Below are 25,098 nucleotides of genomic sequence, written 5' to 3'. Positions count from 1 at the left end.
GGGCTCAGACCAGGTCGCGCACGGCGGCGTACTGCGCGCGCACCTCGGGCCGGGGGTCGGCGGCGAGCGTCGTGGCGACCGTCGTCGACCACGCGGGCGCCGCCGCATCCGGGGTGCCCGCGGCGGCGAGCACCCATGCGGCCTGGCGTGCGGCGCCGTCGGCCACGTACTCGCCGGGCTCGGGGACGCCGATCGCGAGGCCGAAGACCTGCGTGGCCACCTGCTGCACGGCGGGCGACTGCGCCGCACCGCCGATGAGCATGACGCGCTCGATCGGCACGCCCTGGGCGCGGAGCGCGTCGAGGCCGTCGGCAAGGCCGCAGAGCATGCCCTCGACGTACGCGCGGGCGAGGTGCTCGCGGGTCGACGTCGCGAGGCGGACGCCGTGCAGCGTGCCGGTCGCGTCGGGGCGGTTGGGCGTGCGCTCACCCTCGAGGTAGGGGACCAGGACGAGGCCGTCCGCCCCGGCGGGGGCGGCCAGCGCGAGGTCGGCGAGCTCGTGGACGTCGGCGTCGAGCACGGACCGCGCCGCGTCGAGCACGCGGGCGGCGTTGAGCGTCACGGCAAGCATGAGCGCGTTCCCCGTGGCGTCGGCGAAGCCGTTGATGGCGCCGGTGCCGTCTGCGGTGCGCCGCGGCGCCACCGCGGACACCACTCCCGACGTGCCGATCGAGATCGCGATGTCGCCCGGGGTCATGCCGAGGGCGAGCGCGGCGGCGGCGTTGTCGCCGGCGCCGGGGCCGAGGAGGGCACCGCCGTCGACGTCCGCGCCGGCGGCGGAGGCGTGCGCGACGCCACCGGACTCCGACGGGCCGAGCACGCGGGGGAGCACGAGGTCGTCCCGCCCGAGGGCGAGCCTCAGGAGGTCGGGGCGGTACGCGCCGGCGCCCCCGTCCGCCTCGGCGTCGTAGTAGCCGGTGCCGGACGCGTCGGAGCGGTCGGTGGTCAGGGCGTCGAGGCGCGGCCCGAGCGGCGACTCGTCCTCGGGGCCGTAGCCGGCGATGCGCCAGGTCAGCCAATCGTGGGGGAGGGCGACGGCGGCGACGCGGGCGGCGTTCTCCGGCTCGGCGTCGCGGAGCCAGCGCAGCTTGGTGACCGTGAGCGACGCGACGAGCACGGACCCGACGGCGTCGGCCCAGGCCTGCGCGCCGGCGTCCCGGTCGCCGTCGCCGAGCTCGCGGACCAGGTCCTCGGCCGCGGCGGCGGAGCGGGTGTCGTTCCACAGGAGGGCGTCGCGCACGACGCGGCCCTCGGCGTCGAGCGCGACGAGCCCGTGCTGCTGGCCGCCGACGGCGATCGCGGAGACGTCGTCCAGGCCGCCGGCCTCCTGCGCCGCGGCGAGGAACGCGTCCCACCAGTGCCGCGGGTCGATCGACGTGCCGTCGGGGTGCCTCGCCGTGCCGGATCGCACGAGGCGCCCGGTCTCGGCGTCGCGCACGACGATCTTGCAGGACTGCGTGGACGTGTCCACGCCGGCGACGAGGGGCATCGTTGCTTCCTTCTCGGGTCGTTCAGTGCGGTGGGTGGGATCGTGGCCCGGTCCCGAGCCGGGACCGGGCCACGATCCCACCCACCACGACGGGGGGTCAGCCGATGAGGTGCTTCAGCGCGAGCTGGTGCAGGCGCACCAGGCCGTAGTCGCGCTCGGCGACGGCGTCGACGTCCAGGTCCTCGTAGGAGGAACGGTCGGCGAGGAACGCGTCGAACGACTCGCCCGCGCCGAGCGTCGGCTCGTTCAGCTCGAAGATCCCGGCGTGCTCGAACGCCTTCTGCACCTCGGCGTCGGCGCGGTACGCCTGCGCCTTGGCGGCGAGCATGTCGTAGGTCTCCATGTTCGCCTTCGCCGACTCCCACACGCCGTCGAGGTACTCGGTGCGGCTGGGCTTGTAGTCGAAGTGGCGCGGGCCCTCGTAGCGCGGGCCGCCGTTGGGGAACCCGTTCTCGAGCATGTCCACCGTGAAGAACGCGCTCAGCAGGTCGCCGTGGCCGAAGACGAGGTCCTGGTCGTACTTCGGGCCGTGCTGGCCGTTGAGGTCGATGTGGAACAGCTTGCCCGCGTACAGCGCCAGCGCGAGGCCGTGCGTGTAGTTGAGGCCCGCCATCTGCTCGTGACCCGTCTCGGGGTTGAGGCCCACGATGTCGCCGTGGTCGAGCGTGTCGATGAGCGCGATCGCGTGCCCGATGCTCGGCAGGAAGATGTCGCCGCGGGGCTCGTTGGGCTTGGGCTCCAGCGCGATGCGCAGGTCGTAGCCCTTCTCCTTGATGTAGGCGGCGACGGTGTCGATGCCCTCCGCGTAGCGGGCGTGCGCGGCGTGCAGGTCCTTGGAGTTGTCGTACTCCGTGCCCTCGCGGCCGCCCCACATGACGAACGTCGAGGCGCCCATCTCGGCGGCCAGCTCGACGTTGGTGAGCACCTTGCGCAGGCCGTAGCGGCGCACCGCGCGGTTGTTCGAGGTGAACGCGCCGTCCTTGAAGATCGGGTGCGTGAAGGTGTTCGTGGTGACCATCTCGCAGACGAGGCCGGTCTCCTCGGAGGCCTTCTTCACGGCGTCGATGTGCTTCTGGCGCTCCGCGCCCTCGCCGCCGAACGGGAAGACGTCGTTGTCGTGGAACGTGAAGCCCCAGGCGCCGAGGTCGGCCAGCTTGCGGATCGACTCCGCGGGGTCCAGCTCGGGGCGGGTGGCGGTGCCGAACGGGTCGGCGGCGGGCCAGCCCACGGTCCACAGGCCGAACGAGTACTTGATGTCGCTCACGGGGTTCTCCTCGTCGAGTCGTGTGTCGAAGGCTGCCGGAACGGGCACCGGTCCAGCGGCGCCGCGTCCGCGCGGCGTTTTGTTGTACGGCTGAACTATTGCGCGTCGCTGGGCTAGAGTCAACACGTGCCAGCCACCCCGACGACGACGCCCGAACGGGCCTCCCGCGTTCCCGACGGCGGCGCGGCGTCGCGCCAGCACACCCTGCGGGAGCGGAACCTCCGCCTCGTCGCCGGGGCCGTCTTCGGCGCCGACGGGCCGCCCTCGCGCGCCGACGTCGCCGCCGCCACCGGGCTCACGCGGGCCACCGTCTCGACCCTCGTCGACCGGCTCGTGGCCGGCGGCCTCATCGCCGAGCTTCCGCCCGTCGTCGCCCAGCGGGCCGGCCGCCCCGCCGTCCCGCTCGTGCCCGCCCGCCGCACCGTCGTCGGGCTCGGGCTCGAGGTGAACGTCGACTACCTCGGCGTGCGCGTGCTCGACCTGGTGGGCGACGTCGTCGCCGAGCGCGTCGTCACCGGCTCCCTGCACGACTCCGACCCGCGCGAGGTGCTGGCGCGCCTGCGCGGGCTCGCCGTCGACGTCGTGGCCGAGGTCGAGGCCGGCGGCATGCGCGTCGCCGGCGCGCGGCTCGCGCTCCCCGGCCTCGTCGACGTGCGCGGGGCGCGGCTGGAGGTGGCGCCCAACCTGGGCTGGTCGTCGGTCGAGCCCGTCCCCGAGCTGGACCTGCGCACCGGCGCCGGGGAGGCGGTCGACGTCGAGGTGGCCAACGAGGCCAAGCTGGCCGCCCTCGCCGAGCTCGCCGGCGAGGTGCCGCCGTCGTTCCTCTACGTCTCCGGCGACGTCGGCGTCGGCGCGGGGATCGTCGTGGACCGCCAGCTCTTCCTCGGCGAGCGCGGCTGGAACGGCGAGATCGGGCACGTCGTCGTCGACCCCGCCGGCCCCCGCTGCTCGTGCGGCGCCACCGGCTGCCTGGAGCAGTACGCAGGCAAGGAGGTGCTGCTGCGCGGCGCCGGCCTGCCGTCGTCCGCCCCCGTCCACGCCGTCGTCGACCTGCTCCGCCAGGGCGACGACGCGGCCCTCGCCACCGTGCGGCGCGCCGGCCGTGCCCTCGGAGCCGCGCTCGCCACCTTCGTCAACCTCGTCGACGTCTCCACGGTCGTCCTCGGCGGCGCGTACGCCGAGCTGTTCGGCTGGGTCGGCCCCGTCGTCGCCGGCGTCGTCGAGGAGCGCGCCCTCGCCGCGCCGTTCGCGCCCGTCGACGTGCGGCCCGCCGCCGCCGGACCCCACGCCGCCCTCACCGGCGGCGCGCGCGAGGTGCTGCGCGCCGTGGTCGCCGACCCGGCCGGCTGGGTCTGACGGTCGGAACGGTCAGAACCAGCCCGCGACGACGCGCACGCCCTGCACGACCAGGGCACCCAGCCCGAGGATCGCGAGCAGCGCGATCGCCCCGGCGACCAGGCCTGCCGCCGTGCACCCCGCGCGTTCGAGGACGCGCTCCGACCGGGTGCGCTCGTCCACGGCGTCGTCCGGCGATCGCGCCCCCTCCTGGAGCCGCGCGAGACGTGCCGACGCCACGGGGCCGAGAGCGTCGGTGTTGCCCGACCATGCGACGGCGGCGAGCCTGCCCCGCGGCGACCGGAAGGCGCGCTCGAAGGCCGCGATCTCGGTCGCGTCCGCGTCCTCGGCGAGGAACGACCAGCGACCCGCCTGCGCGATCTCGTGCTGGCTCCGGTAGACGACCGCCAGCCGGGCGCGGACGTCGAGCCGATCCGGGTAGGTGCGCACCAGGCTGCGCAGGCGCTGGATCGCCGGGAGGACCCGACCCTGAGCGAGGTCGTCGTCCACCCGCTGGAGCGTGAGGTCGAGGGGCACATCGAGGATTGTCGGTGACGGCGCCTCGCGGCCACCAGAGAATTCGCGGCCAGGGTGCCGGGCGCGGGACGCTAGGCTGTGGGCGGCCGCGATGAGGACAACGCGGCGGCACGCGTCACCCCGTGGTGGCGCGCGCGCCTGTAGCTCAGTGGATAGAGCACCGCTCTCCTAAAGCGGGTGTCGGCAGTTCGAGTCTGCCCAGGCGCACTCTCGCCAGGTCTTCGGGGCGGTCCCGCGGTCCTAGGCTCGTCCCATGCCGCCTTCCGACGTCGAACCGCGCCTGGACTCCGCCGACCCGGCGGAGCAGTTCGCCGCCTACCTCGACTACTACCGCGCCGTCGTGGCGCGCAAGGTCGAGGGGCTGACCGACGCGCAGCTGCGGACCAGCCTGCTGCCGTCGGGGTGGACGCCGCTCGAGATGGTGACCCACCTGGTGCACATGGAGCGCCGCTGGTTCGTGTGGGGCTTCCTGGGCGAGCAGGTGGACCGGCCGTGGGGCGACAACGCGGACGCCGCCCCGGAGAGCCCGTGGCGCGTCCCCGAGGGAGTCGGTCCGGAGGAGCTGGTCGCCGCGCTGCACGCGGGCGGCGAGCGGACCCGGCAGCTGCTGGCGGTTCACGACCTGGCCGAGCGGGCCGCGGTCGGCGGGCGGTTCACGACCGACGACGGCACGCCTCCCACGCTGCTGTGGATCTGCTTCCACGTACTGCAGGAGTACGCGCGGCACGCCGGTCACCTCGACATCGCGCGGGAGCTGGCCGACGGCGCGACGGGGGAGTAGCCCGGGCTCCCTCGCGGTCAGTCGGCCTGGGCGTGCGCGATGTGGGCGAGCTGCCGCCACACGAGCACGAGCGTCAGCCCGGCGCCGACGAAGCCGAACCACATGGGTGCGGTGAGGCCCCAGTGCTCGGCGAGGACGCCGCCGACGGCGTTGCCCACGACGATGCCGCCGAACACGCACATCATGTAGGCGGAGCCGACGCGGCCCTGGAAGCGGGTGGGGGTGGCCCGCTGCCGCACGGTGTTGGACACGGTGCCCCAGACGAACGAGTACGCGCCGAACACGAAGAGGATCGCCATCGCCGCCCAGCCCTTCGTGGCGAGCGCGAGCGCGAGGTGGAACAGCACCTCGAGCGTGAGGCACACCTTCATGAGGGTGGCGAGCGAGTACCGCCGCTCGAGCGTGCCGTACGAGAACGTGCCGATGAGTCCGCCGACGGCGGCGGCCGTGGTGAGCAGCCCGTAGCCGACGGGCCCCATGTGCAGGTAGTCGAGGGAGTACTTCACGAGGATCCCCCACGGCGCGGCCCACGTGGCGTTGAAGACGAGGATCACCAGGGCGAGCGTGCGGACCGGGGGGTTGGTCCAGATCCACCGCAGGCCCTCCGCGATGTCGTGCCGCACCTTGTGGCGCTCGCCCCCGACGCGCACGCCCGGCGCGGGCGGCACGGGCGTCAGCACCACCTTGCTCACCAGCAGCACGGCCAGCAGCACGGTGAGGACCTGCGCGGCGAACGGCCACGCGGCCCCGGCGGCGAAGAGCGCGGCACCCAGCGGCGGCCCCACCAGCTGGTTCGCGGTGAGGAACCCGGCCTGCAGGCGGGAGTTGCCGATGCCGAGGTCGGCGGGCCGCACCAGCATCGGCAGCAGGGTCTGGGAGGTGGTGTCCGCGAAGACCTCCGCCACCCCCATGAGCAGCATGGCGGCGAGGACGACGCCGATGTTCACGTGCCCGGTGACGATCACGACGCAGAGGGCGGCGACGACGACGGCGCGCAGCAGGTTGGCGACGATGACGAGCCTGCGGCGGTCGAGCCGGTCGGCGAGCACCCCGGCCCAGAGGCCGAAGATCAGCCAGGGCAGGCGTTGCAGCATGGCGGCCAGGGCGACGAGCATGGCGGAGCTGGTCTGCGACGCGACGAGCAGCGGTCCGGCGGCGAGCGCGACGCCGTCGCCGATGTTGCTCACCCACGACGCCGACATCAGCCACCGGAACCCGGTGCCCATGCGCGCGGGCGCCACCGCCTCGACCACTCGTCTCACGAGCGACCAGCCTAGGTGCCCCGGGCAGACGGCCGCCCTCAGAACTTCCTCACATGAGTTGCGAGGTTCGCCCTCCTCGCATATTGACGACATCGACGGTGAGCGGCACACTCTCGGTGACAGCGCGCATCGCCCGCCCCCTGCGCGGTGCGCGCTGTCCCTTGCCGGGCCGAGCCCGGCCCGACGCCCCTTCGGACCCCCCGCCGAGGGGGCGTCTACGTGCTCGCGTGCCGTCGATGTCCCCGCCGGGGCGCCTGCTCCGGCCGTTCCTCGGCGCGGCGAGCCCGGCCCGAGGGGTCGGCCGTTCTACCGTGCTGGCGTGAGAGCCGCCCGACGATCCACCGCCACGACCGCGGTCGACCCCTCCGCCGGGGCCCCCGCCGCGCCGGCCACGTCCGCACGGACGGGCCAGGACGGCGACGGTCCCGCGGGCGGGGGAGACGACGCCCCCGACGCCGCGCGCGGGGGGCGCGACCAGGAGCACGACGCCGCGCCGGGCACCGGCGACCGGTCGTCGGGCTCGGGGCCGCACGGGCGGCGGTCGGGCGAGAGCGCGTCGTCCGCGGCGGCCGCGGCCGTCGAGACGGCGACCCGCCGCTGGCGCACCTCCCTCGTCGACATGGTCGGCGGCTCGTCCCTGTCGGACGTCGGACTGCTCGGTGAGGCCATCGTCGACCTGTCCAAGGCGCACCCCAACGGGGTCGCGGGGTTGTTCGCCGGCCGCCCGACGCGCCTGTCGAACCTGGTGCGCGAGGGCGAGGCGCTCCCCGCGGCCCGCCGCCGCGCCCGTGCCGTCGCGGCCCGCGCCGCGGAGCACGCGTCGCGCTACGGCGTGGCGCCCACGTACCTCGCGATCGGCGTCGCCACCTGGGTGGAGCACGACGACGAGCCGGAGGTCCCCTTCGGTGGCGGCGGCCCGCAGCGGCACGACGTCGCCGCGCTCGCACGGGTCGCGTCGTCGGGCGCGACGGCGGCCGCCGTCGTCGCGGACGACGCGGACGACGCGGACGACGCGGACGGGGCCGAGGACGCCGACGGCGTCGACGAGGCCGCCACCGACGGGTCCGGCGCTGCCGGCTCCGGGGAGGCGACCGGGTTCGCCGACGGCGACACGGGCGAGAGCCCCGCGCTGACGACGTCGATCCCCGTCGTGTCGATGGCGTCGCGGGAGCGGTCTGCCGCGCCGCGCGCCACGCCGTCGGACCCCGACGCCGGGCCGCCCGCCGGCCGTGTGGTGCACGCGCCGGTCGTGCTGCGGCCCGTCACCCTGACCCCGCGCGGGGACGGCGGCGCCGACTACGACCTCACGCTGGAGCCGACGGTCGAGATCAACCCCGTGGTGGCGCGCACGCTGCGCGCGCACGGGGCCCTGCTGGACCCGGCGGCCCTGGCCCGCGCGACCTTCACGCTGGCCGGGTTCGACCCGACCGACGTGCTGGCCCGGGTGGCCGCGCTCGGCGAGGCCGTGCTCGAGGACTTCCAACTGGACCGCCGGGTGCTGGTGGGCACGTTCGTGCACCCCGGGCAGGCGCTGGTCGACGACCTCGACCAGCTCTCGCCGTCGCTGCACCGGCACGAGGTCGTGGCCGCGCTCGCCGGCGTCGACGACGCCGCGCAGCGCCTGGCCGCGCTGGAGCTCCCGGCCGTGCGCCGCGGCGACGCCGACCCGACCCGGGAGCGCGGGGTCGGCGACCTGGACCCGCAGCAGCGGTCGGTGCTCGACGCGCTCGCGACGGGCGGGCACCTGTTCGTGGACGCCCCGGTGGGCTCCGACGTCGCGGGCACGCTCGCGGCCGTGGTCGGCGAGGCGACCGCCGCGGGCCGCTCCGTGCTCTACGTGACCGGGCACCGGCGGGCGGCCGACCGGCTGGCGCTGCGGCTCGACGGCCTGGGTCTGGAGAGCCTGCTGCTCGACGTGCCGCCCCACCCGACGTGGCGCGAGGACGTGACCCGCCGCCTGCTGTCCGCGATGGCGAGCGAGCCCGAGCAGGTGGACGTGGACGGCGCCGCCCGCGTGCGCGACGCGCTGATCGGCACCCGGTCCCAGCTCACGGGCTACATCGAGGCCCTGCACCAGCCGCGCTCGCCGTGGCAGGTCTCGGCCTACGACGCGCTGCAGGCGCTCGCGCGGCTCACCTCGGAGCGGCCGGCGCCGTCGACCACCGTGCGGCTCGCGTCCGAGTCCGTGCTGGCGCTCACCCCGGACCGCCGCCGCGAGATCGCGGCGGGCCTGGAGCGCGCCGCGGCGCTCGGAGCGTTCACGCTGCGCCCGTCGTCGACACCCTGGTACGGGGCGCACCTGCTCACCGACGACGACGCCCGCCAGGCGCTGGTGCGCGTGGAGCGGCTGCGCGACGTCACGCTGCCGCAGCTGCGCCGCCAGCTCGCGTACACGGGCGAGGTCACGGGCCTGACGACGCCGACGACGGTGCGCGGCTGGGGCGAGCAGCTCGCGATGCTCGGCGGCATGCGCAGCACCCTCGACCTCTTCCACCCGATGGTCTTCGAGCGGACGGCCGCCGACCTCGTGCAGGCGACGGCGTCCCGGCGCTGGCGGGCCGAGCACGGCATCGAGATGGGCTGGTTCGCGCGCCGGCGGCTGCGCAAGCGCGCCAAGGACATGGTGCGCCCCGGGGTGCGGGTGCCGAACCTGCACGAGGCTCTGGTGCAGGTGCAGGAGCAGCGTGACGTCTGGGCCGAGCACGCCCAGCGCGGCGGCTGGCCGACCCTCCCCGAGGGCCTCGCGTCGATCGAGGACACCTACGAGGCGGTACGCATCGACCTCGAGGCGCTGGAGCCGGTGCTGGCCCCGACCATGCTGGGCGGCCACCTGCTGGACCTCGACCTCGACGGGCTCGCCGAGCGGCTGCAGCGCCTCGCCGGCGCGGCCGAGGCGCTCGCCAAGCTGCCCGAGCGGACCCGCCTGCTGCGCGAGGCCCGGGGGGCCGGCGTCGGCGACCTCGTGGACGACCTCACCGACCGGCGCGTGCCGGGAGACCTCGTCGGGGCGGAGATCGAGCTCGCCTGGTGGTCGTCCGTCTTCGAGCAGCTGCTCACCGCCGACCCGGTGCTCGCCGGGCAGGACGGCGTCGGGCTCGACGCGCTCGCGCGAAGGTTCCGCGACCTGGACCGCGAGCACCTGGCCGCCCTGTCGCAGCCGGTGCGCGTCGCCGCGCGGGCCCACCTCGGCACCGCGATGCGCGAGGACCGCGACTCCGCGGAGGCGCTGTTCACCGAGCTCATCGAGGGCCGGATGACGACGCTGCGCGACGTCGCCGAGCGGCACGGCGACGTGCTGCGCCGCCTGCGCCCGGCGCTGGTCGCCACGCCCACCCTGGTGCCGCACCTGCTGCCCGAGCACCGCACCGCGGACGTCGTGATCCTCGACGCCGTGCAGCACGTGCCCACCGAGGTGGTGGTGCCCGCCATCGCGCGCGGCCGTCAGATCGTGGTGGTCGGCGACCCGCGCTCGGCGTCCGGCACCAGCGTGCACGAGCTGTTCGCCCTGCTCCCGACGGTGACGCTGCAGCCGCACGAGAACAGCCGCGACCCCGAGCTGACCCGGCTGCTCGCCGCCCACGGCTACGAGGGCCTGCTGCGCCCCGCGCCGCTGCCGCGCGCGGAGGCGCTCGTGCATCTCGACGTGGTGGACGGCACCGGCATGCCCGACCCGGTCTCGGGCAGCATCGAGAGCACGCAGGCCGAGGTGGACCGCGTGGTCGAGGTCGCCATCGAGCACGCCCTGACCCGCCCGGAGGAGACGTTCGCCGTCGTCACGGTGACCGCCACGCACGCCGACCGCGTGCGCGAGGCGCTGCTCGCCGAGGTGCGCGCGAACCCCGCGCTGGCGCCGTTCTTCTCGGGCTCGCGGCCCGAGCCCGTGGTCGTGGCCGACATCACCGGGGTGGCCGGGCTGTCGCGCGACACCGTGCTGCTGTCCGTCGGCTTCGGCCGCACCCCGCACGGCCGCGTGCTGCACCGCTTCGGCGTGCTGGGCGACGCCGGGGGAGAGGCCATGCTGGTCGGCGCACTGGGCGCGACTCGCAAGCGGCTGCACGTCGTGTCCTGCTTCCGGGCCGACGCCCTCGACCCCGAGCGGCTGCGTGGTGCCGGCCCGCGGCTGCTGGTCGACACGCTGGAGCTCGCCGAGCGGCGCTCCGGCGTCGCCGACCAGGTGCGCCTCGGCAACGGCGTCGACGTCGGCCGCGCGCCGGACCGCCTCCTGGTCGACCTGGGCGAGCGGCTCTGGAAGCTCGGCTACCTCGTCGAGACCGACTACGGCGCCACGGACGGCGACCGCATCCCGCTGGTCGTGGGGCACCCGGACCTGCCGGGCGAGCTGCTCGTGGCCGTCCTGACCGACGACGCCGCCTACGTGGCCGAGCCGTCCGTGCGCGTCCGCGACCGGCAGCTCGCGGAGCGGCTCGAGCGGCTGGGGTGGGTCGTGACGCAGGTCTGGTCGGCCGCCGCGTTCCTCGACCCCGACGGCGAGGCCGACCGCGTGCGGCGGCTCGTGCAGCGCGTGCGCGACGAGCGCATCGGCACCGCCGGCGGCGTCGTCCCGCCGCGGGAGGTCGTCGTGCCGGTGCTCCCAGACGAGGACGAGCACCCCGTCGACGTCGGCCCGGCGCCCGAGGTCGTCGTCGACGTCGAGGTGGACGTGGACGCGGATGTCGAGGTGGGCGTCGAGCCGGATGACCAGCCGGACGACGAACCGGACGACGCGTCGTCACCGGAGACGGTCGCGGTCGCGGAGGGCCCGGACGGCGCGGACGACGGCACCCCGGACGGTGCCGAGGCGGCGACGAACGGCGACGAGACGCCGGAGGCCCGGCCGCAGGGCTGATCGCTCCTCCGCCCGCCGCGGCGGACCCGCCGCAGACCGTGGCGGACAATGGCGGGGTGAACGATTCCCCCGAGCGGACTGCCGCGCCGTCCGGCGCGGACCCGGACGAGACCACGCCGAGCGCGCCCGCTCCGCGCCGCCGGCGCCGCCGCGTGGTCCGTCAGGGCACGGAGCGGGAGACGGTCATGGGCCAGACGGCCGACGACCGCGGCGGCCACGACGACAACGACGACCGGCTCCTGCGCGACGTCCCGCCGCACTGGGGCCGCCGCTGAGAGACGCCGACGGCCGAGCCCGGAGCCCGGACCCGCTGCGGGTCCAGGTCTCGACGGGCTCGGCCGCTGCAGCGAGTTCGACTGCGGTGCGCGGCGAGCGCCGGCAGTGCGTAGCCAGTGGCGGTGGCCGGTCAGTACTGAGGACGGTCCGACTGCACGCCGCCGGACTGCGCGGCGAGGAGGTCGCGGATCTCCTGCAGCAGCACGGTGTCCTGGGCCAGCGGCGCCGGCTCCTCCTCCTGGCCGCGGGCACGCCGCGCCGCGAGGTGGTTGAGCGGTGCCACGACGATGAAGTAGAGGGCGGCGGCGATGATGAGGAAGTTCAGCACGGCGTTGAGGAAGAGCCCGATGCTGAACTTCGCCTCGTTGATCGTGAACGACAAGACGTGTGAGATGTCCGGCTGCCTGAAGATCGCCGCGATGAGCGGGTTGATGATGCCGTCGAGCAGCCCGGTCACGACTGCGGTGAACGCGGCGCCGATGACGATGCCGACCGCGAGGTCGACGACGTTGCCGCGCAGAACGAATTCCTTGAAGCCTGCGAGCAGGTTCTTCATGCGTGCCCCCTGGGTGGTGTGTGGCGCGCCGGGAGAACCCCGGCAGCGGCTGACGGTCGCCGATTCTCGCCGGGGAGCAGCGGGGCCGCAACGGCGGGGGCGGCGTGTCACCGGACCGGTCACCTCACCAGGACGGCGCCGACGGTGCCTCCGCCCGACGCGGCGGACAGCCCCGGCGCCTCGTCCTCGGACACGGCCACGAGGGTGACGTCGATGCCGTCGGTCGCCCCCGTCGGGCCTCCGAGGAGGCCGCCGCCGGCGTCGGTCGCGACCTCCGCGGCGGGGCGGGGGAGCACGAGGGCCCGCCGCGCGAGGTAGGGAGAGGTGTCGTCCTCCGGGTCGCCGCCCGGCCCTCCGTCCGGCTCGCCCGCCCGGACGAGGTCGACCCGGTCGCCGGGGCGCAGCCAGTCGGCGGCGGTGGCGTCGAGGCGGACCGGGACCACGACGGTGCCCGTCGGCGCCTGGGCCACCACGCCGCCGCCGGGCAGCAGCTCGACCCGCAGCGGCAGCCCGGCGGGCAGGGGGGTCGCGGGCGCGCGACCGACGAGGTCGGCAGGGGCGGTGACGGCGCCGTCGGGGGCGAGCGCCGCGGCCACGGGGACGGTGGTGAGGTCGGCTGCGGCGACCGGCTCGCCGGCGGGCAGCTCGCGCACGGGGACCACGACGTCGACCGACGGCGGCGGCGCGGGGCGGACCGCCTGGACGACGGCGGTGGCCGCGAACCCGCAGCAGGCGGCGGCCAGGACGAAGCGGGAGCGCCAGAGGGCGGCGCGCAGGCGGCGCAGCGTGCGACGGCCGGCCGGCGTGCCGCGGTCGTGGGGACCGGCGGGCTCGTCGGCGCGGCGTCGGGAGGGGCGGGTCAGCGCGTCGGGCAGCGGCATGGCGGCGACGCTAGGCCGACGTCGCGCGTCCACCCCCGTGCCGGCGGTGCACCTGTGGACGACGAGTCCCTGGGGGCAGCGCTCAGGCCAGCGCCCCAGCGACGCCGTCCCCGAGATGGGTCAGGAGGACGCGGCCTTGGAGGCGCTTGAGGACGACGTCGACGTCGACGAGGTGCCGCCCGACGACGAGCCGCCGGACGACGAGGACGACGAGCCGGACGAGTCCTTGCCCGCCGACACGGCGCTCGAGGAGGCGCTGGAGCTCTTGCCCGAGCCGGAGCGCGAGTCCGTGCGGTAGAACCCCGACCCCTTGAAGGTGACGCCGACGGAGCCGTACTGCTTGCGCAGCGCGCCGCCGCACTCGGGGCAGACGGTGAGCGAGTCGTCGGTGAACGCCTGGTGGACGTCGAAGGCGTGGCCGCAGTCGGCACACCGGTACGCGTAGGTGGGCACGTGATCTCCTCGGGGCGGACGCCGGCACCTGCCGCGGGACGCGGGATGCTGGCACTCAGGTGATGCGAGTGCCAATCATACGCCGGACGGTAGTCTCGCCTGCGTGTCAGCGACCGCCACCCCTGCAGCACCCGGAAACCCCCCCGAGCCGGACCCCTCGTCAGACGGTACGGAGACCGAGGAGACGCCGCCTCGGCAGGCCAGGCGATCGCGGCTCCGCAGCGCCGTCGTCGGCGTCGCGGTGGTCGTGGTGCTGGCGCTCGTGGCAGGCACGGTCTTCACGGTCGTGACCCTGCGGCGCCCGCTGCCGGACCACAAGGGCTCGCAGCAGGTGCCGGGCCTCACCTCCGCCGTCGACGTCCGCCGGGACGCGCAGGACGTGCCGCAGGTCTACGCGGACACCCCCGAGGACCTGTTCCGCGCGCAGGGCTACCTGCAGGCGCAGGACCGCTTCTTCGAGATGGACTACCGCCGCCACGTGACGGCCGGCCGGCTGGCCGAGCTCGTCGGCGACGTCCCGGCCGCGATCGAGGCCGACAAGGTCACGCGCACCTTCGGCTGGCGTCGGGTCGCCGAGCAGGAGTGGCACGAGATCTCCGACGAGTCCCAGGAGTACCTCCAGGCCTACGCCCAGGGCGTCAACGCCTACCTCGAGGACCGCGACACCGAGGAGCTCGGCGTCGAGTACACGGTGCTGGGCGCGACGGTGGACGTGAAGGAGCCGGAGCCCTGGGACCCGGTGGACTCGCTCGCGTGGCTCAAGGCGATGGCCTGGGACCTGCGCGGCAACTACGACAGCGAGCTCGACCGCGCCCTCGCCTACAGCACCCTCGGCGAGACGGACCTGGTCGACGAGCTCTTCCCCGACTACGACGCCAGCGGCAACCACCCCGTGCTGCGGAACCGCGACCTCGCGAACGACCGCAGCAAGTCCGGCGGCTCGGAGCAGGACGACAGCGCCTCGGACGCCGACCTCACCAGCGCGCTCACGGGGCGCACGACGGGCGCCGGGGCCGCGACGGACGCGCTGGGCGCAGCCGTCGACTCGGCCCGCAGCGCGCTGGACGCGGTCCCCGTGCTGGTGGGCCGCGGCGACGCGGCAGGCTCCAACTCGTGGGTGGTGTCGGGCGAGCACACGGCGTCCGGCAAGCCGATGCTCGCCAACGACCCGCACCTGGCCCTCTCCGCGCCGGGCATCTGGTCCCAGGTGGGCCTGCACTGCAACCAGGTCAGCGCCGAGTGCCCGTTCGACGTCGCGGGCTTCTCGTTCGCGGGCTTCCCGGGCGTGATCATCGGGCACAACGGCGACCTGGCCTGGGGCCTGACCAACATGGGCGCCGACGTCACCGACTTCTTCATCGAGCGCGTGCGCGGCGACACCTGGCTGAAGGACGCCGACGCCGAGGAGTGGGAGCCGCTCGACGTCCGCAAGGAGACGATCCGGGTGTCGGGCGGCAAGCCCGTGGACATCACCGTGCGCAGCACGGAGCACGGGCCGATCGTCTCGGACGTGCTCGACGTCGGCGACGTGGTGGGCGCGCCCACCCAGGCCGGCACCGAGTTCGGGGAGTACGCCGTCGCGCTGCAGTGGACGGCGCTGCAGCCGGGCCGCACCGCCGACGCGGTCTTCGCGTTCGACACGGCCAAGGACGCCAAGGACATCCGCGCGGCCGCCGCGCTGTTCGAGGTGCCGGCGCAGAGCATCGTCTTCGCCACCACCGACGGCCACATCGGCTACCAGGCGCCCGGCCGCATCCCGGTCCGCGCCAAGGTCAAGGGCCCGGTGCCGTCGGACGGCACGTGGCCCCGGCCCGGCTGGGACCCGCGGTACGACTGGCAGGGCTGGGTGGACCCGGACGACATGCCCCGGACCCTCGACCCGCAGGAGGGGTTCGTCGTCGCGGCGAACCAGGCCGTGCTGCGCAGCGGTACCGCGCCGTACCTCGCGGACGACTGGGACTACGGCTACCGGTCCGAGCGGATCCGCACCCTGCTGACGGAGCAGATCGCGGCGGGCCGCCCCTTCACCGCCGAGGACATGAACCGCATCCAGAACGACGACTGGTCGGCGTTCGCGGAGGCGCTCGTGCCGGCGCTGCTGGACATCGACCTCGACGACTCGTACGTCGCGGCCGGGCAGGAGCTGCTCGCCGACTGGGACTACCGGATGGACGCCGACTCCCCGGCGGCCGCCTACTTCGCCGCCGTGTGGCGCAACCTCCTGCAGGAGGCGTTCTGGGACGACCTGCCCACGAGCATGCGGCCCGACGGCGGCTCGCAGTGGCTGGTCGTCGTGAAGTCGATGCTGGACCGCTCCGACGACACCTTCTGGGACGACCGCACCACCGCGAACGTCGTCGAGTCCCGCGACGAGATCCTCACGCGCGCGCTCATCAGCGCGCGGCGCGACCTCACGGTCGAGCTCTCCAAGGAGCCGTCCGACTGGGACTGGGGCACGCTGCACACCCTGCGCCTCGAGCACCCGGTGCTCGGCGGGGCCGGGGTGCCGAGCCTCGTGCGCGACCTCGTCAACCCGGACCCGGTGAAGATGCCCGGCGGCTCGTCCATCGTCAACGCGACCGGGTGGGACGCCGGCACCGGCAGCTTCGCGGTGACGACCGGGCCGTCCATGCGGATGGTCGTGGACATGGCCGACCTGGACGCCTCCACGTGGGTGACCGTCACCGGCACGTCGGGCCACCCGGCGTCGTCGCACTACGACGACCAGCTCGACGCGTGGGCCGCCGGCAAGACGTTCGACTGGCCGTTCTCCCGCGAGGCCGTCGAGGAGTCGGCGAAGACGCGCGCCACGCTCGTGCCCTGACGGCTCCGACCGTCCGGCGCCGAGCGTGCCGACGAGCCCCGGACGTCCTGACGTCCGGGGCTCGTCCGTTCTCGAGCTCGACGACGTCAGAAGTCGTCCGCGAGCGCCGCGCCGTAGGCGTCGGCCCACGAGAGCTGCTGCGCGAGCTCGGCGGCGTCCACGGAGCCCACGACCTGCTCGGACCCCGCGACGGGCGGCGTCGTGGAGTCCTCGAGCAGCGCGATCCCGGTGACGGCGGTGGCGGCCGCCGCGACGAACGCGACGCCGAGCGCCATGACCGTGCGGCCCGGGCCGCGCAGCCAGCGGCGCACGACGCCGCCCGCCTCGGGCGCGTCCTCCGACGTGCCGCCGGGCGCCCCCGCGGTCGGGCCGTCGACGAGCCCGGCGACGAGGGCGTCGAGCTGGCGCGGCGTGAGCCGCTCGAACGCGTCGACGAGTGCCGGCCCGAGGGTCCGGCCGGCGTGTCGGTCGGCGTCGCGGAAGCGGTCGAGCGCCTCCTGGTCGGTGCGGCCGAGGCGGGGTGCGGTGGTCATGGTCGGCTCTTCTCGGTTCGGGTGGCGGTCGCGGGGTCGGCGGGTGTCGGGGTCTCGAGGTCTCGGGGTCAGCGGCCCGGGGCGCGGGTCACGACCTGCTGGAGCACCCAGCCGTTGCCGTCCGGGTCGGCGAACGACGCGTAAGTGCCGTAGCTGTCGGTGGCGGGGTGGGGCCCGGGGACGCGGTTGACCTCGCCGGCCCAGTGGAAGATGCCGTCGGCGTCGTGCCAGAGGTCGCTGACGTCCGCACCGCGGCGGCGCAGCTCGTCGCGGGCGGCGCCGATGTCGGTCGTGACGAGGTGCAGCCCCTGGAGGGAGCCGGGCGCGGCGTCGGTGAGGCGCTCGCCGAGGATGATCGACGCCTCCGACCCGGGCGGGGTGAGCTGCACGACGCGCAGCCCCTTGTCGCTGCGGAAGTCGGCGTCCAGGCGGAAGCCGAGGCCGGTGTAGAAGGCCGTCGCGCGGTCGACGTCGGAGACGGGCAGGACGACGATCTCGAGCTTGAGTTCCATGGTGTTCCTCCGGTGCTCTCGGAGACCGGCGTTACCGGTCTGACTGGTGACGACCTTCCTCCGACAGGGTGTCACCTGTCAAAGTGGTGATGGTCACGCGGCCCGGCCTTGCGTCGACAGGCGTCACCCCTCAGGATGGTGACGTGATCCATGCCTTCCCCTGCGGCACCCTCCCGCTCGACTTCGTCGGCACGCTGCGCGCGCGCCGCAACGACGCGCCCATGGAGAAGCTGGCGTCGGCCGCGGACCTCGACGCGTGGTTCGTGGAGTCGGGCCTGCTGCCCGACGCGCCGTCGTCGGGCGCGCGCGACCTCGAGCGCGCCGTCGAGCTGCGGGAGGCGGTCTACGCGCTGGTCTGGGCGCGCCTGCACGACCGACCGCTGCCCGAGGACCCCGTCGCGACCGTCAACGCGTACGCCGCGGCCGCGCCGCTCGTCCCCGTCCTCACGGACGAGGGCTGGTCGCGGGTGGGCGACGCGGGGCAGGCGCTCTCACAGCTGGCCCGGGAGGCCGTCGAGATCGTCGGCGGCGACCAGGCCGCGCTGCTGCGCGAGTGCGGCCGGCCGGAGTGCACCCAGGTCTACCTGGACCACTCGCGAGGCCACCGCCGCGAGTGGTGCTCGATGGCGACGTGCGGCAGCCGGATGAAGGCCGCGGCCTACCGCGCCCGGCAGCGGGCCGACGCGGAGGCCTGACGCCGGGGGAGGGCGGCCCGAACTGGCCGGCTCAGCGCCCCACGGCGGGCGCGGGCAGCTCCTGCCACCCCTCGGGGGTGACGACGGCGTGCACGGGCACGTCGTGCTCCTCGGCGGGCAGCGGCTGCTCGGCCGAGTCGTAGACCTCCTCGGGGAAGACCAGCGCGACGACGGGCACGCCCGGGCGGCGCATCTTCAGCAGGCGGTCGTACCAGCCGCCGCCCTGGCCCAGCCGGACACCGCGGTCGTCGACGGCGAGCGCGGGGGCGACGACGACGTCGGCCCGGGTGATCGCCTCGGCGCCCAGCGCGGGGCCGCTCGGCTCGGGAGGACGCCCGGGGGCGCGCTCGAGGAGGTCCTCGGGCCCGGCGTACCAGGCCCAGTCGCGCGCCAGGCCGGCGCCGAGCACGGGGAGCAGCACCTGCGTGCCGCGGGCGGCGAGCTGCTCCAGCAGCACGTGCGTGCCCGGCTCGGTGGGGCGGGAGACGTACGTGGCGACCACGCCGGCGTCGCGGACGGCGGGCACGGTGGCGAGGACGTCGGCGAGGGCCCGTGCGGCCTCGTCGCGGAGGCGCGGGGAGCGCTCGGCGCGGTGCGCGCGGATGGCCCGGCGGAGCTCCTCCTTGGCGTCCCCGGCCTCCATGCCGGCGACGACGGGGTACGGCCGGTGTGCTCTCGATCCCTTGCGGTCGCCGTGCATGGGGCCATTGTGGCAGGGTCCCGTCCGGGGAGTCCCGGCGCGCGCCGGTGACGCCGAGAACGGCACGGGCGATCGCGCGCGGGCCGGAGCGTCGGGACGGAACGAGGTGGCATGACGCACAAGCTCGCCCGTGGATGGACGGTGTCGCGGCCGTGGCCGGTGACGCTGCGCGAGGACGGCCCGACCGGCACCGTGGTGCTGCGCCCGCTGCGCCGCAAGGACGGCCCGGAGTGGCTGCGCCTCCGCTCCCGCAACGCGGGGTGGCTCGAGCCGTGGGAGGCGACCTCGCCGGGGGAGCGGCCCGCCGCGTCCACCTTCGGCGACTACCTGCGCGCGCTGTCCGCCCAGGCCCGCGCGGGGACGACGCTGCCGTTCGCCGTCGAGCTCGACGGCGCGCTCGTCGGGCAGCTCACCGTGTCGCAGATCGTCTACGGCTCGCTCTGCTCCGCGAGCATCGGGTACTGGGTGTCGCAGGACGTCGCGGGCCGGGGCGTCATCCCGACGGCCGTCGCGATGGCGGGGGACTACTGCCTCGCCGTGCTCGGGCTGCACCGCCTGGAGATCAACATCCGGCCCGAGAACGCGCCCAGCCTGCGCGTCGTGGCGAAGCTCGGCTTCCGCGACGAGGGCCTGCGCGAGCGCTACCTGCACATCCAGGGCACCTGGCGCGACCACCGCACCTTCGCGGTCACCACCGAGGACGTCCCCGAGGGGCTGCTCGCCCGCTGGCAGCGCACGCGCGACGACGACTGAGGGTCCCGACCACGGACACGCCGCGACGGCGTGCGTCCTCGGCGTTGCCGCGTCCCCTACCGTCGTGACGTGGAAACATCGGCGGCAGGACTCGCGGTGCTCGCGCTGTTCGTCCTGTGGCTGGGCTTCTGGGTGCCGCACCGGCTGCGGCACCGTCAGCAGCTGCTCGACGCGCGGATGGACGACAGGTTCTCCGGCGGGCTCCGGGTGCTGGCGGTGGCGGAGGCGGGCGGCGCGCGCGGGGTGACGACACCGACCGGCGGTGCGGTGCCGCTGCTGATGTCCGGCACGCCGTCGGACGGCGGACGAGGGGAGCGACCGATGGGTCTGGACGACGACGAGGGCGCGTCGCGTGCCCTGACGGACCCGCGCGCCGAGGCCCTGGCGCCGAGCCGGCCGCGCGAGTCGCGCCTCGCGATGCTCGAGCAGCGCGCCGCCCGGGCGCGCCGTCGGCTGCTGCTCACGCTGCTGCTGCTGCTCGCCACCGTCGCCGCGTGGGTCGTGGTGGGCCTCGGCCTGGTGACGTGGGTCGCCGGGGCGGTCCCGACGGCGCTGCTGCTCGGCGTGCTCGTGCTGGGCCGGGTCGCGGTGCTCCAGGCGCGCCGCGCCGACGCCCGCTGGGCGGCCGAGCGGAAGGCCGCGCGGCAGCAGGCGACGCAGGCGCGCGCCCTCGCGAACGGCGGCCCGCACGCGCCGCGCAACCGCCCGCGGGTCACCGGCCACGCCGTGCGCCCCTCGGCCACGCACACGCAGATGATCCCTCGCGTCGCCGCCCCGGCCGCGGAGCCGTCGTCGGCCCGTCCCACCCCTCGCGCCTCGTCCCGCGTCGCCGCCGGTGCGGTCGGCGCGCGCGACGAGGAGCCCACGGAGCCCGAGCCAGTCGTTCCCCGGGCCGCGCCGGCCTCGGGCCGTGCCGTCTACGACGCGCGCGCCGACGAGGCGCCCGCCGAGCCCGAGCCCGTGGTGGTCGTGGACCCGGGCCCCGGCCCGGCGCCGGTGGCCGGCCCGCCGCCGGTCGGCAGCGAGCCGTGGGAGCCGGTCCCCGTGCCCCTGCCCACCTACGTCACGAAGCCGGCGGCGCCCCGCCGGGAGCCGCGCCCGCTCGTCGCGTCGTCCTCGACGGCGACGGGGCGGACCGTGTCCGTCTCCGACTCCGCCCGCGTCGCCGCTCTCGCCGCGACGATGCAGGCTGCGCTCGGCCCGACGGCGACGCCCGCGGGCGCCGACACGGCGTCCTCGACCACCTCGTCCGCCCGGGACGCGGCCGCTCCCGAGGAGCCGCGCCCCCGCACCGAGACGCTCGGGCTGCCGCTCGACGAGATCCTCGCGCGCCGTCGCGCCGCCGGCTGAGCCGATTTGGCGACCTGCCGTGACGGGGTGCTAATGTTGGCACCGCTCTCGGGGCTATGGCGCAGTTGGTAGCGCGTCTCGTTCGCAATGAGAAGGTCGGGGGTTCGAATCCCCCTAGCTCCACCGAAAGCCGAAGGCCGTCGCACTCCGTGCGGCGGCCTTCGTCGTTCCCGGGCCCCTCACCAGGTGCGACGCACCGTCGCCTTGGACCCCGTGACGAGGCTGCGGGGCGGGACGTCCTCGGTGACGACGGACCCGGCGGCGACGACGGAGTCCCGGCCGATGGTGACGCCGGGCAGGATGGTGGCCCCCGCGCCGATCCAGACGTTCTCCTCGACGTCGATGGGGCCGCCGGTGAGCCAGACCCTGCGGTCGTCGGTGTCGACGGGGTGGCCCACGGTGATGAACGTGACCTTCGGTGCGACCATCACGCGCTCGGCGAGGCGGATGCCGGCGTAGTCCAGGAACGTGCACCCCTGGTTGACGAACACCCGCTCGGCCAGGTCGAGGCGCAGCCCGTGGTCCGTGTAGAAGGGCGGGTAGATCGTGACCCGCGGCCGCAGGGGGCGGCCCAGGATCTGCTCGAACAGTGCCGCCTTGCCATCCTCGTCGTCGAACGGCAGGACGTTGAGGCGCGAGGTCAGCTCGGTGGCGCGCAGCACGCGCTCCGACATGGCCTGGAACTCGGGGCTGTGGATCCGCATGAGGAGGTCGTTCGCCATCCGGAGATCCTCTCGTGCCCGGGCGGGTCGCGGCGCGACACGCCGAGGGTCCGGGATACCGGACGGGGCGACGTCGACCCTGGCCGCAGGATGCGCAAAGATGAGGGGCGTGCCCCTCCGGAACGTCCGATTCGTCCTGCCCGTCGTCGTCCTGACCGGTGCACTCGCCCTCACAGGCTGCACGGCGTCGCCCCCCGACGAGGGGTCGACGGCGCCCACGGCCGCGCCGGCGGTCGCGGTGCGCGACCTGCCGGACCACACCGTGCTGCTCGACTCGGCGGACCCCGTGGAGCTGGCCCTGACCACGAGCCAGGCGATCTACGCGCGCTCGGAGATCGTGGTGCTCGCGGACGCCGACGACGAGGCCGCGCTGCCCGCGCTCGCGGCGACGGCCGTGGCCGTGCACGCCCCGGCGCTGCTGACCGACGGGACCGGTGCCGGCGTGACGGAGGAGCTGAAGCGGCTCGGCGCCCGCGTGGCCGTGGTGGTCACGGGCGACGAGATCCGAGGCGGCGAGGACGGCACCACGAAGGACGAGGACGACGAGGCGTCGCGCCAGGCCGCGGACGCGGCGGGCGTGCAGGCCCTCGACGTCGCGCCGGACGTGGTCGAGGGTGCCGACGGGGCGGGCCCGACGCTCGAGGACGACGACCTGGACGACCTCGCCGCACAGCTCGACGGGATGCTGGGCGGCAGCGTGACGTCGTCGCCCTCGGCGTCCGGCGCCGAGGAGGGCACGGCGTCGACCGGCCCTCGGCTCCTGCGGGAGGTGCTGGCGCTCGTCGACCCGGGCGAGGGGCAGGAGGCCGCGATCGCGTCCCTCCGGGCGGCCGGCGCCGTGACGACCGAGGTGCCCGGCGGCGACCTGGGCACCCGCGACGCCGTGCGGACGGTCGACCGGGCACAGGCCCTCACGGTCGTGGGGGTGGGCCGGTCGTTCGGCGACGCGGGGACGTTCGCGTGGCGGGTCGCCGCCGCCGAGCGCGCCGCCCTGCTGCCCACCGGCAGCCAGCACCTGCTGCCCGCGCGGTACGTCACGGCCGCGGCGACCGTGTGGGACGACCCGGCGACGGCGATCGCGCGGGCGCAGGCCGCGGCCGCCGCCTACACGCCGACGGACGACGACGCCAAGGGGTCCGGCCCGGTCGTGCCGACGCTGGTGGTGCCCGTGAGCGTGACGGCGGGCGGCCCGGGCGACGACGGCGACTGGGTCACGCAGGAGGACGTCGAGGCCTTGAGCCCCCTGGTCTCCGCGGCCCGCGACGCCGGGGTCTACGTGCTGCTGGACGTCGGCGCGGGCACCACCCCGGTGGTGGACCAGGTGCGCGCGGCGGAGCCGCTGCTGCAGTCGTCCGGGGTCGGTGTGTCCGTGCGGCCGGAGAAGCGCGTCGGGGACGGGGCGTCGACCACGTCGCACGAGATGAGCGCCGACGAGCTCGACGAGGTCACCGCCTACCTGGCCGACCTCGTCTCGCGCGAGGGGCTGCCGCCCACCCTGCTCGTCGTGCACCAGACGCGACCCGAGTCGGTGCCCGACCGCGCCCTGCTGCACCCGCTGCCGCAGGTGGAGGTGGCGGTCGTCGCCGACCGGACCGGCGGCGTCACGACGGGCGAGTGGGTGTGGAACCAGGTGAGCGAGGGCATCCCGGAGGGCGTCCACGTGGGCTGGTCCGGCCCGGCCGCCGGGGTGCTCGACTCCGTGCTGCCCGCCGACCCCGCGCCGGTCGTGATCGACACCTACTGAGGCGGGCCGGGGCGGAGCGCAGGCCCACGGGGCGGGTCGTTGACACGGGTTCCACCTATTCGGCAGGATCGCTAACGTAACGATTCGACCCGCGTCTGGAGACTGATCCCCGTGCTGCCTCTCATCCCGTGGCCCACCGTCGTCGAGGGCCAGGACGCGCCGTCGCTCGCCCTGGACGTGGCGTCCGTCGTCGCGCCCGACGACTCCCTCGCCGCGCTGGCGGCCGAGCAGCTCGCGGCCGTCGGCGTCCGCGTCGCCGCCGCCGACGAGGACGGGGCCACCCCGGTGGTGCTGCGGCTCGACGCCGCCGCCGGGCCCGAGGGGTCCGACAACCCCGAGCGCTACACGCTGCGCGTCACCACCGCGGGGGTCGAGGCGACCGCGCCGGAGCCCGTCGGCCTGCTGCACGCCGCGCGCACGCTCCGCCAGCTCGTCGCGCCCGTCCCCGCCGACGCTGCCGGCGGCGCCCGCGAGGTGCCCGGCGTCGTCGTGCACGACGCGCCGCGCTACCGCTGGCGGGGCCTGTCGTTCGACGTCGTGCGGCACTGGTTCGGCCCCGACGACATCCGCGCCGTCGTGGACCTCGTCGCGGCGTTCAAGCTGCGGGTGCTGCACCTGCACCTCACCGACGACCAGGGCTGGCGGATCGAGACGCCGTCGCGCCCCGAGCTGGAGAAGGCGTCGGACAGCCAGGTGGGCGGCGGCACGGCCGGCTTCCTCACCGTGGACGACTACCGCGAGCTGCAGGCGTACGCGGCGGAGCGGTTCGTCACGATCGTGCCGGAATTCGACATGCCGGGGCACATCAACGCCGCGCTGCAGGTCTACGGGGCCCTCAGCCAGGACGGCCTGGCGACCGAGCCCTACGAGGGCATCGAGGTCGGCTTCTCCCGCCTGTGGTTCGACAACCCGGCCACGGAGCCGTTCCTGCGCGCCGTGATCGGCGACATCGCCGGCATGACCGAGGGCGACTGGGTGCACGTCGGCGGCGACGAGGTGCACACGATGGAGGTCGAGGAGTTCGCGAAGTTCGTGGAGCTCGCGGGCCGCATCGTGCGCGAGCACGGCAAGACACCGATCTTCTGGCAGGAGGGCGCCCGCGGCCCCGTGGAGCCGGGCACGCTGCTGCAGTACTGGGAGCCGAAGGGCGAGGAGTTCGCCCGCTTCGTCGCGGCGGCCCACGCCGGCGCGCGGTTCATCATGTCGCCCGGCAACCACGCCTACCTCGACATGAAGTACACGCCGGAGCACCCGCTGGGCCTGCACTGGGCCGGGTACGTCGAGCTGCGCGACTCCTACGAGTGGGAGCCCACCACCGTGATCGACGGGCTGCCCGCCGACTCGGTCGAGGGCGTCGAGGCCGCCGTCTGGACGGAGACGCTCGCCACCCGCGAGGAGCTCTTCTCCATGCTGCTGCCGCGCCTGGGCGCCGTCGCCGAGGTGGCCTGGACGTCGCCCGAGCGCAAGGACTGGGACGCCTTCCGCGCCCGGGTCGCCGCGCAGGCGCCGGTGTGGCGCGAGACCGGCTGGGCGTTCCACGAGACCCCGCAGGTCGACTGGCCCACCGCCTGACGACCCCGAGCAC

Annotated in this window: 21 protein-coding genes and 2 tRNA genes; 12 read left to right on the top strand and 11 right to left on the bottom strand. The window is 75.4% G+C overall.

Annotated elements, in window-relative coordinates; genetic code table 11:
• Nucleotides 1-4: 4 nt before the first annotated feature.
• Together ACFU9A_RS17395 and xylA are read right to left on the bottom strand one after the other, a co-directional pair.
• The gene (locus ACFU9A_RS17395; protein ID WP_430576553.1) at nt 5-1,489 is read right to left on the bottom strand and encodes an FGGY family carbohydrate kinase; all 1,485 of its coding nucleotides are present in this window, start codon (nt 1,487-1,489) and stop codon (nt 5-7) included.
• A gap of 97 nt (nt 1,490-1,586) precedes the next feature.
• A complete protein-coding gene (xylA, locus tag ACFU9A_RS17390) occupies nt 1,587-2,753 on the bottom strand; it encodes a xylose isomerase (RefSeq protein WP_430576552.1) in 1,167 nt (388 codons plus the stop codon).
• Nucleotides 2,754-2,879: 126 nt separating this feature from the next.
• On the opposite strand from xylA, the gene ACFU9A_RS17385 reads away from it, so the two are divergent.
• A complete protein-coding gene (locus ACFU9A_RS17385) occupies nt 2,880-4,109 on the top strand; it encodes an ROK family protein (RefSeq protein WP_430576551.1) in 1,230 nt (409 codons plus the stop codon).
• 12 nt (nt 4,110-4,121) lie between these two features.
• Here ACFU9A_RS17385 and ACFU9A_RS17380 read toward each other — a convergent pair whose 3' ends face one another.
• On the bottom strand, nt 4,122-4,625 hold the full coding sequence (locus ACFU9A_RS17380) for a DUF6584 family protein (protein ID WP_430576550.1): 504 nt from the start codon (nt 4,623-4,625) through the stop codon (nt 4,122-4,124).
• Between the two features lie 134 nt (nt 4,626-4,759).
• On the opposite strand from ACFU9A_RS17380, the gene ACFU9A_RS17375 reads away from it, so the two are divergent.
• Both ACFU9A_RS17375 and ACFU9A_RS17370 read left to right on the top strand, forming a co-directional pair.
• Nucleotides 4,760-4,832, top strand: a tRNA-Arg gene (locus tag ACFU9A_RS17375).
• A gap of 46 nt (nt 4,833-4,878) precedes the next feature.
• Entirely contained in the window at nt 4,879-5,406 is a 528-nt protein-coding gene (locus ACFU9A_RS17370) for a DinB family protein (RefSeq protein ID WP_430576549.1), read from the top strand.
• Between the two features lie 17 nt (nt 5,407-5,423).
• On the opposite strand, the gene ACFU9A_RS17365 is transcribed toward ACFU9A_RS17370, so the two are convergent.
• The gene (locus tag ACFU9A_RS17365) at nt 5,424-6,668 is read right to left on the bottom strand and encodes an MFS transporter (protein ID WP_430576548.1); all 1,245 of its coding nucleotides are present in this window, start codon (nt 6,666-6,668) and stop codon (nt 5,424-5,426) included.
• A gap of 619 nt (nt 6,669-7,287) precedes the next feature.
• Between ACFU9A_RS17365 and ACFU9A_RS17360 the strand changes: the two genes are divergently transcribed.
• Together ACFU9A_RS17360 and ACFU9A_RS17355 are read left to right on the top strand one after the other, a co-directional pair.
• Complete coding sequence (locus tag ACFU9A_RS17360; protein WP_430576966.1) at nt 7,288-11,514, top strand: hypothetical protein; 4,227 nt, start codon at nt 7,288-7,290, stop codon at nt 11,512-11,514.
• Nucleotides 11,515-11,570: 56 nt separating this feature from the next.
• A complete protein-coding gene (locus tag ACFU9A_RS17355; RefSeq protein WP_430576547.1) occupies nt 11,571-11,789 on the top strand; it encodes a hypothetical protein in 219 nt (72 codons plus the stop codon).
• Nucleotides 11,790-11,920: 131 nt separating this feature from the next.
• On the opposite strand, the gene mscL is transcribed toward ACFU9A_RS17355, so the two are convergent.
• The 3 genes from mscL to ACFU9A_RS17340 form a co-directional block, all read right to left on the bottom strand.
• A complete protein-coding gene (gene mscL, locus ACFU9A_RS17350; RefSeq protein ID WP_430576546.1) occupies nt 11,921-12,346 on the bottom strand; it encodes a large conductance mechanosensitive channel protein MscL in 426 nt (141 codons plus the stop codon).
• 119 nt (nt 12,347-12,465) lie between these two features.
• A complete protein-coding gene (locus ACFU9A_RS17345; RefSeq protein ID WP_430576545.1) occupies nt 12,466-13,227 on the bottom strand; it encodes an SAF domain-containing protein in 762 nt (253 codons plus the stop codon).
• 120 nt (nt 13,228-13,347) lie between these two features.
• Nucleotides 13,348-13,680 (bottom strand): FmdB family zinc ribbon protein, encoded by a 333-nt coding sequence (locus tag ACFU9A_RS17340; protein WP_430576544.1) that lies wholly within the window; start codon nt 13,678-13,680, stop codon nt 13,348-13,350.
• A 253-nt stretch (nt 13,681-13,933) separates the two neighbouring features.
• On the opposite strand from ACFU9A_RS17340, the gene ACFU9A_RS17335 reads away from it, so the two are divergent.
• Nucleotides 13,934-16,504 (top strand): penicillin acylase family protein, encoded by a 2,571-nt coding sequence (locus tag ACFU9A_RS17335; protein ID WP_430576965.1) that lies wholly within the window; start codon nt 13,934-13,936, stop codon nt 16,502-16,504.
• An 86-nt stretch (nt 16,505-16,590) separates the two neighbouring features.
• On the opposite strand, the gene ACFU9A_RS17330 is transcribed toward ACFU9A_RS17335, so the two are convergent.
• Both ACFU9A_RS17330 and ACFU9A_RS17325 read right to left on the bottom strand, forming a co-directional pair.
• Nucleotides 16,591-17,037 (bottom strand): hypothetical protein, encoded by a 447-nt coding sequence (locus ACFU9A_RS17330; protein ID WP_430576543.1) that lies wholly within the window; start codon nt 17,035-17,037, stop codon nt 16,591-16,593.
• Between the two features lie 68 nt (nt 17,038-17,105).
• Nucleotides 17,106-17,549: a VOC family protein gene (locus tag ACFU9A_RS17325; RefSeq protein WP_430576542.1), complete on the bottom strand. Its 444-nt coding sequence runs from the start codon at nt 17,547-17,549 to the stop codon at nt 17,106-17,108.
• Nucleotides 17,550-17,692: 143 nt separating this feature from the next.
• Between ACFU9A_RS17325 and ACFU9A_RS17320 the strand changes: the two genes are divergently transcribed.
• Nucleotides 17,693-18,244 carry a CGNR zinc finger domain-containing protein gene (locus tag ACFU9A_RS17320; RefSeq protein ID WP_430576541.1) on the top strand — a complete coding sequence of 184 codons (552 nt, stop codon included), beginning with the start codon at nt 17,693-17,695 and terminating at the stop codon, nt 18,242-18,244.
• 31 nt (nt 18,245-18,275) lie between these two features.
• On the opposite strand, the gene ACFU9A_RS17315 is transcribed toward ACFU9A_RS17320, so the two are convergent.
• The gene (locus tag ACFU9A_RS17315) at nt 18,276-18,944 is read right to left on the bottom strand and encodes a 5-formyltetrahydrofolate cyclo-ligase (protein WP_430576540.1); all 669 of its coding nucleotides are present in this window, start codon (nt 18,942-18,944) and stop codon (nt 18,276-18,278) included.
• Nucleotides 18,945-19,055: 111 nt separating this feature from the next.
• Here ACFU9A_RS17315 and ACFU9A_RS17310 point away from each other — a divergent pair, with 111 nt between their 5' ends.
• The 3 genes from ACFU9A_RS17310 to ACFU9A_RS17300 all read left to right on the top strand — a co-directional run bounded on the left by ACFU9A_RS17310 (nt 19,056) and on the right by ACFU9A_RS17300 (nt 21,170).
• On the top strand, nt 19,056-19,697 hold the full coding sequence (locus ACFU9A_RS17310) for a GNAT family N-acetyltransferase (RefSeq protein ID WP_430576539.1): 642 nt from the start codon (nt 19,056-19,058) through the stop codon (nt 19,695-19,697).
• Between the two features lie 69 nt (nt 19,698-19,766).
• Nucleotides 19,767-21,047: a hypothetical protein gene (locus ACFU9A_RS17305; protein WP_430576538.1), complete on the top strand. Its 1,281-nt coding sequence runs from the start codon at nt 19,767-19,769 to the stop codon at nt 21,045-21,047.
• A 50-nt stretch (nt 21,048-21,097) separates the two neighbouring features.
• Nucleotides 21,098-21,170, top strand: a tRNA-Ala gene (locus tag ACFU9A_RS17300).
• Nucleotides 21,171-21,226: 56 nt separating this feature from the next.
• Here the strand turns inward: ACFU9A_RS17300 and ACFU9A_RS17295 are convergent.
• Nucleotides 21,227-21,769, bottom strand: coding sequence for a sugar O-acetyltransferase (locus tag ACFU9A_RS17295; RefSeq protein WP_430576537.1), 543 nt, complete (start codon nt 21,767-21,769; stop codon nt 21,227-21,229).
• 109 nt (nt 21,770-21,878) lie between these two features.
• Here ACFU9A_RS17295 and ACFU9A_RS17290 point away from each other — a divergent pair, with 109 nt between their 5' ends.
• A complete protein-coding gene (locus tag ACFU9A_RS17290; protein WP_430576536.1) occupies nt 21,879-23,513 on the top strand; it encodes a hypothetical protein in 1,635 nt (544 codons plus the stop codon).
• Nucleotides 23,514-23,624: 111 nt separating this feature from the next.
• Nucleotides 23,625-25,085, top strand: coding sequence for a family 20 glycosylhydrolase (locus ACFU9A_RS17285; protein WP_430576535.1), 1,461 nt, complete (start codon nt 23,625-23,627; stop codon nt 25,083-25,085).
• Nucleotides 25,086-25,098: the final 13 nt, after the last annotated feature.

This window comes from Isoptericola sp. NPDC057653 (assembly GCF_042799955.1).
Classification (GTDB): domain Bacteria; phylum Actinomycetota; class Actinomycetes; order Actinomycetales; family Cellulomonadaceae; genus Isoptericola.
Note: the sequence above shows the minus strand (reverse complement) of the source record. Positions and strands in the feature narration are given on the sequence as shown.

What these genes read in the sequence shown, in the direction of transcription:
- ACFU9A_RS17395 (WP_430576553.1), bottom strand. Translation starts at nt 1,489, where the DNA reads ATGCCCCTCGTCGCCGGCGTGGACACGTCCACGCAGTCCTGCAAGATC.
- ACFU9A_RS17370 (WP_430576549.1), top strand. Translation starts at nt 4,879, where the DNA reads ATGCCGCCTTCCGACGTCGAACCGCGCCTGGACTCCGCCGACCCGGCG.
- ACFU9A_RS17360 (WP_430576966.1), top strand. Translation starts at nt 7,288, where the DNA reads ATGGTCGGCGGCTCGTCCCTGTCGGACGTCGGACTGCTCGGTGAGGCC.
- mscL (WP_430576546.1), bottom strand. Translation starts at nt 12,346, where the DNA reads ATGAAGAACCTGCTCGCAGGCTTCAAGGAATTCGTTCTGCGCGGCAAC.
- ACFU9A_RS17345 (WP_430576545.1), bottom strand. Translation starts at nt 13,227, where the DNA reads ATGCCGCTGCCCGACGCGCTGACCCGCCCCTCCCGACGCCGCGCCGAC.
- ACFU9A_RS17330 (WP_430576543.1), bottom strand. Translation starts at nt 17,037, where the DNA reads ATGACCACCGCACCCCGCCTCGGCCGCACCGACCAGGAGGCGCTCGAC.
- ACFU9A_RS17325 (WP_430576542.1), bottom strand. Translation starts at nt 17,549, where the DNA reads ATGGAACTCAAGCTCGAGATCGTCGTCCTGCCCGTCTCCGACGTCGAC.
- ACFU9A_RS17315 (WP_430576540.1), bottom strand. Translation starts at nt 18,944, where the DNA reads ATGCACGGCGACCGCAAGGGATCGAGAGCACACCGGCCGTACCCCGTC.
- ACFU9A_RS17310 (WP_430576539.1), top strand. Translation starts at nt 19,056, where the DNA reads ATGACGCACAAGCTCGCCCGTGGATGGACGGTGTCGCGGCCGTGGCCG.
- ACFU9A_RS17295 (WP_430576537.1), bottom strand. Translation starts at nt 21,769, where the DNA reads ATGGCGAACGACCTCCTCATGCGGATCCACAGCCCCGAGTTCCAGGCC.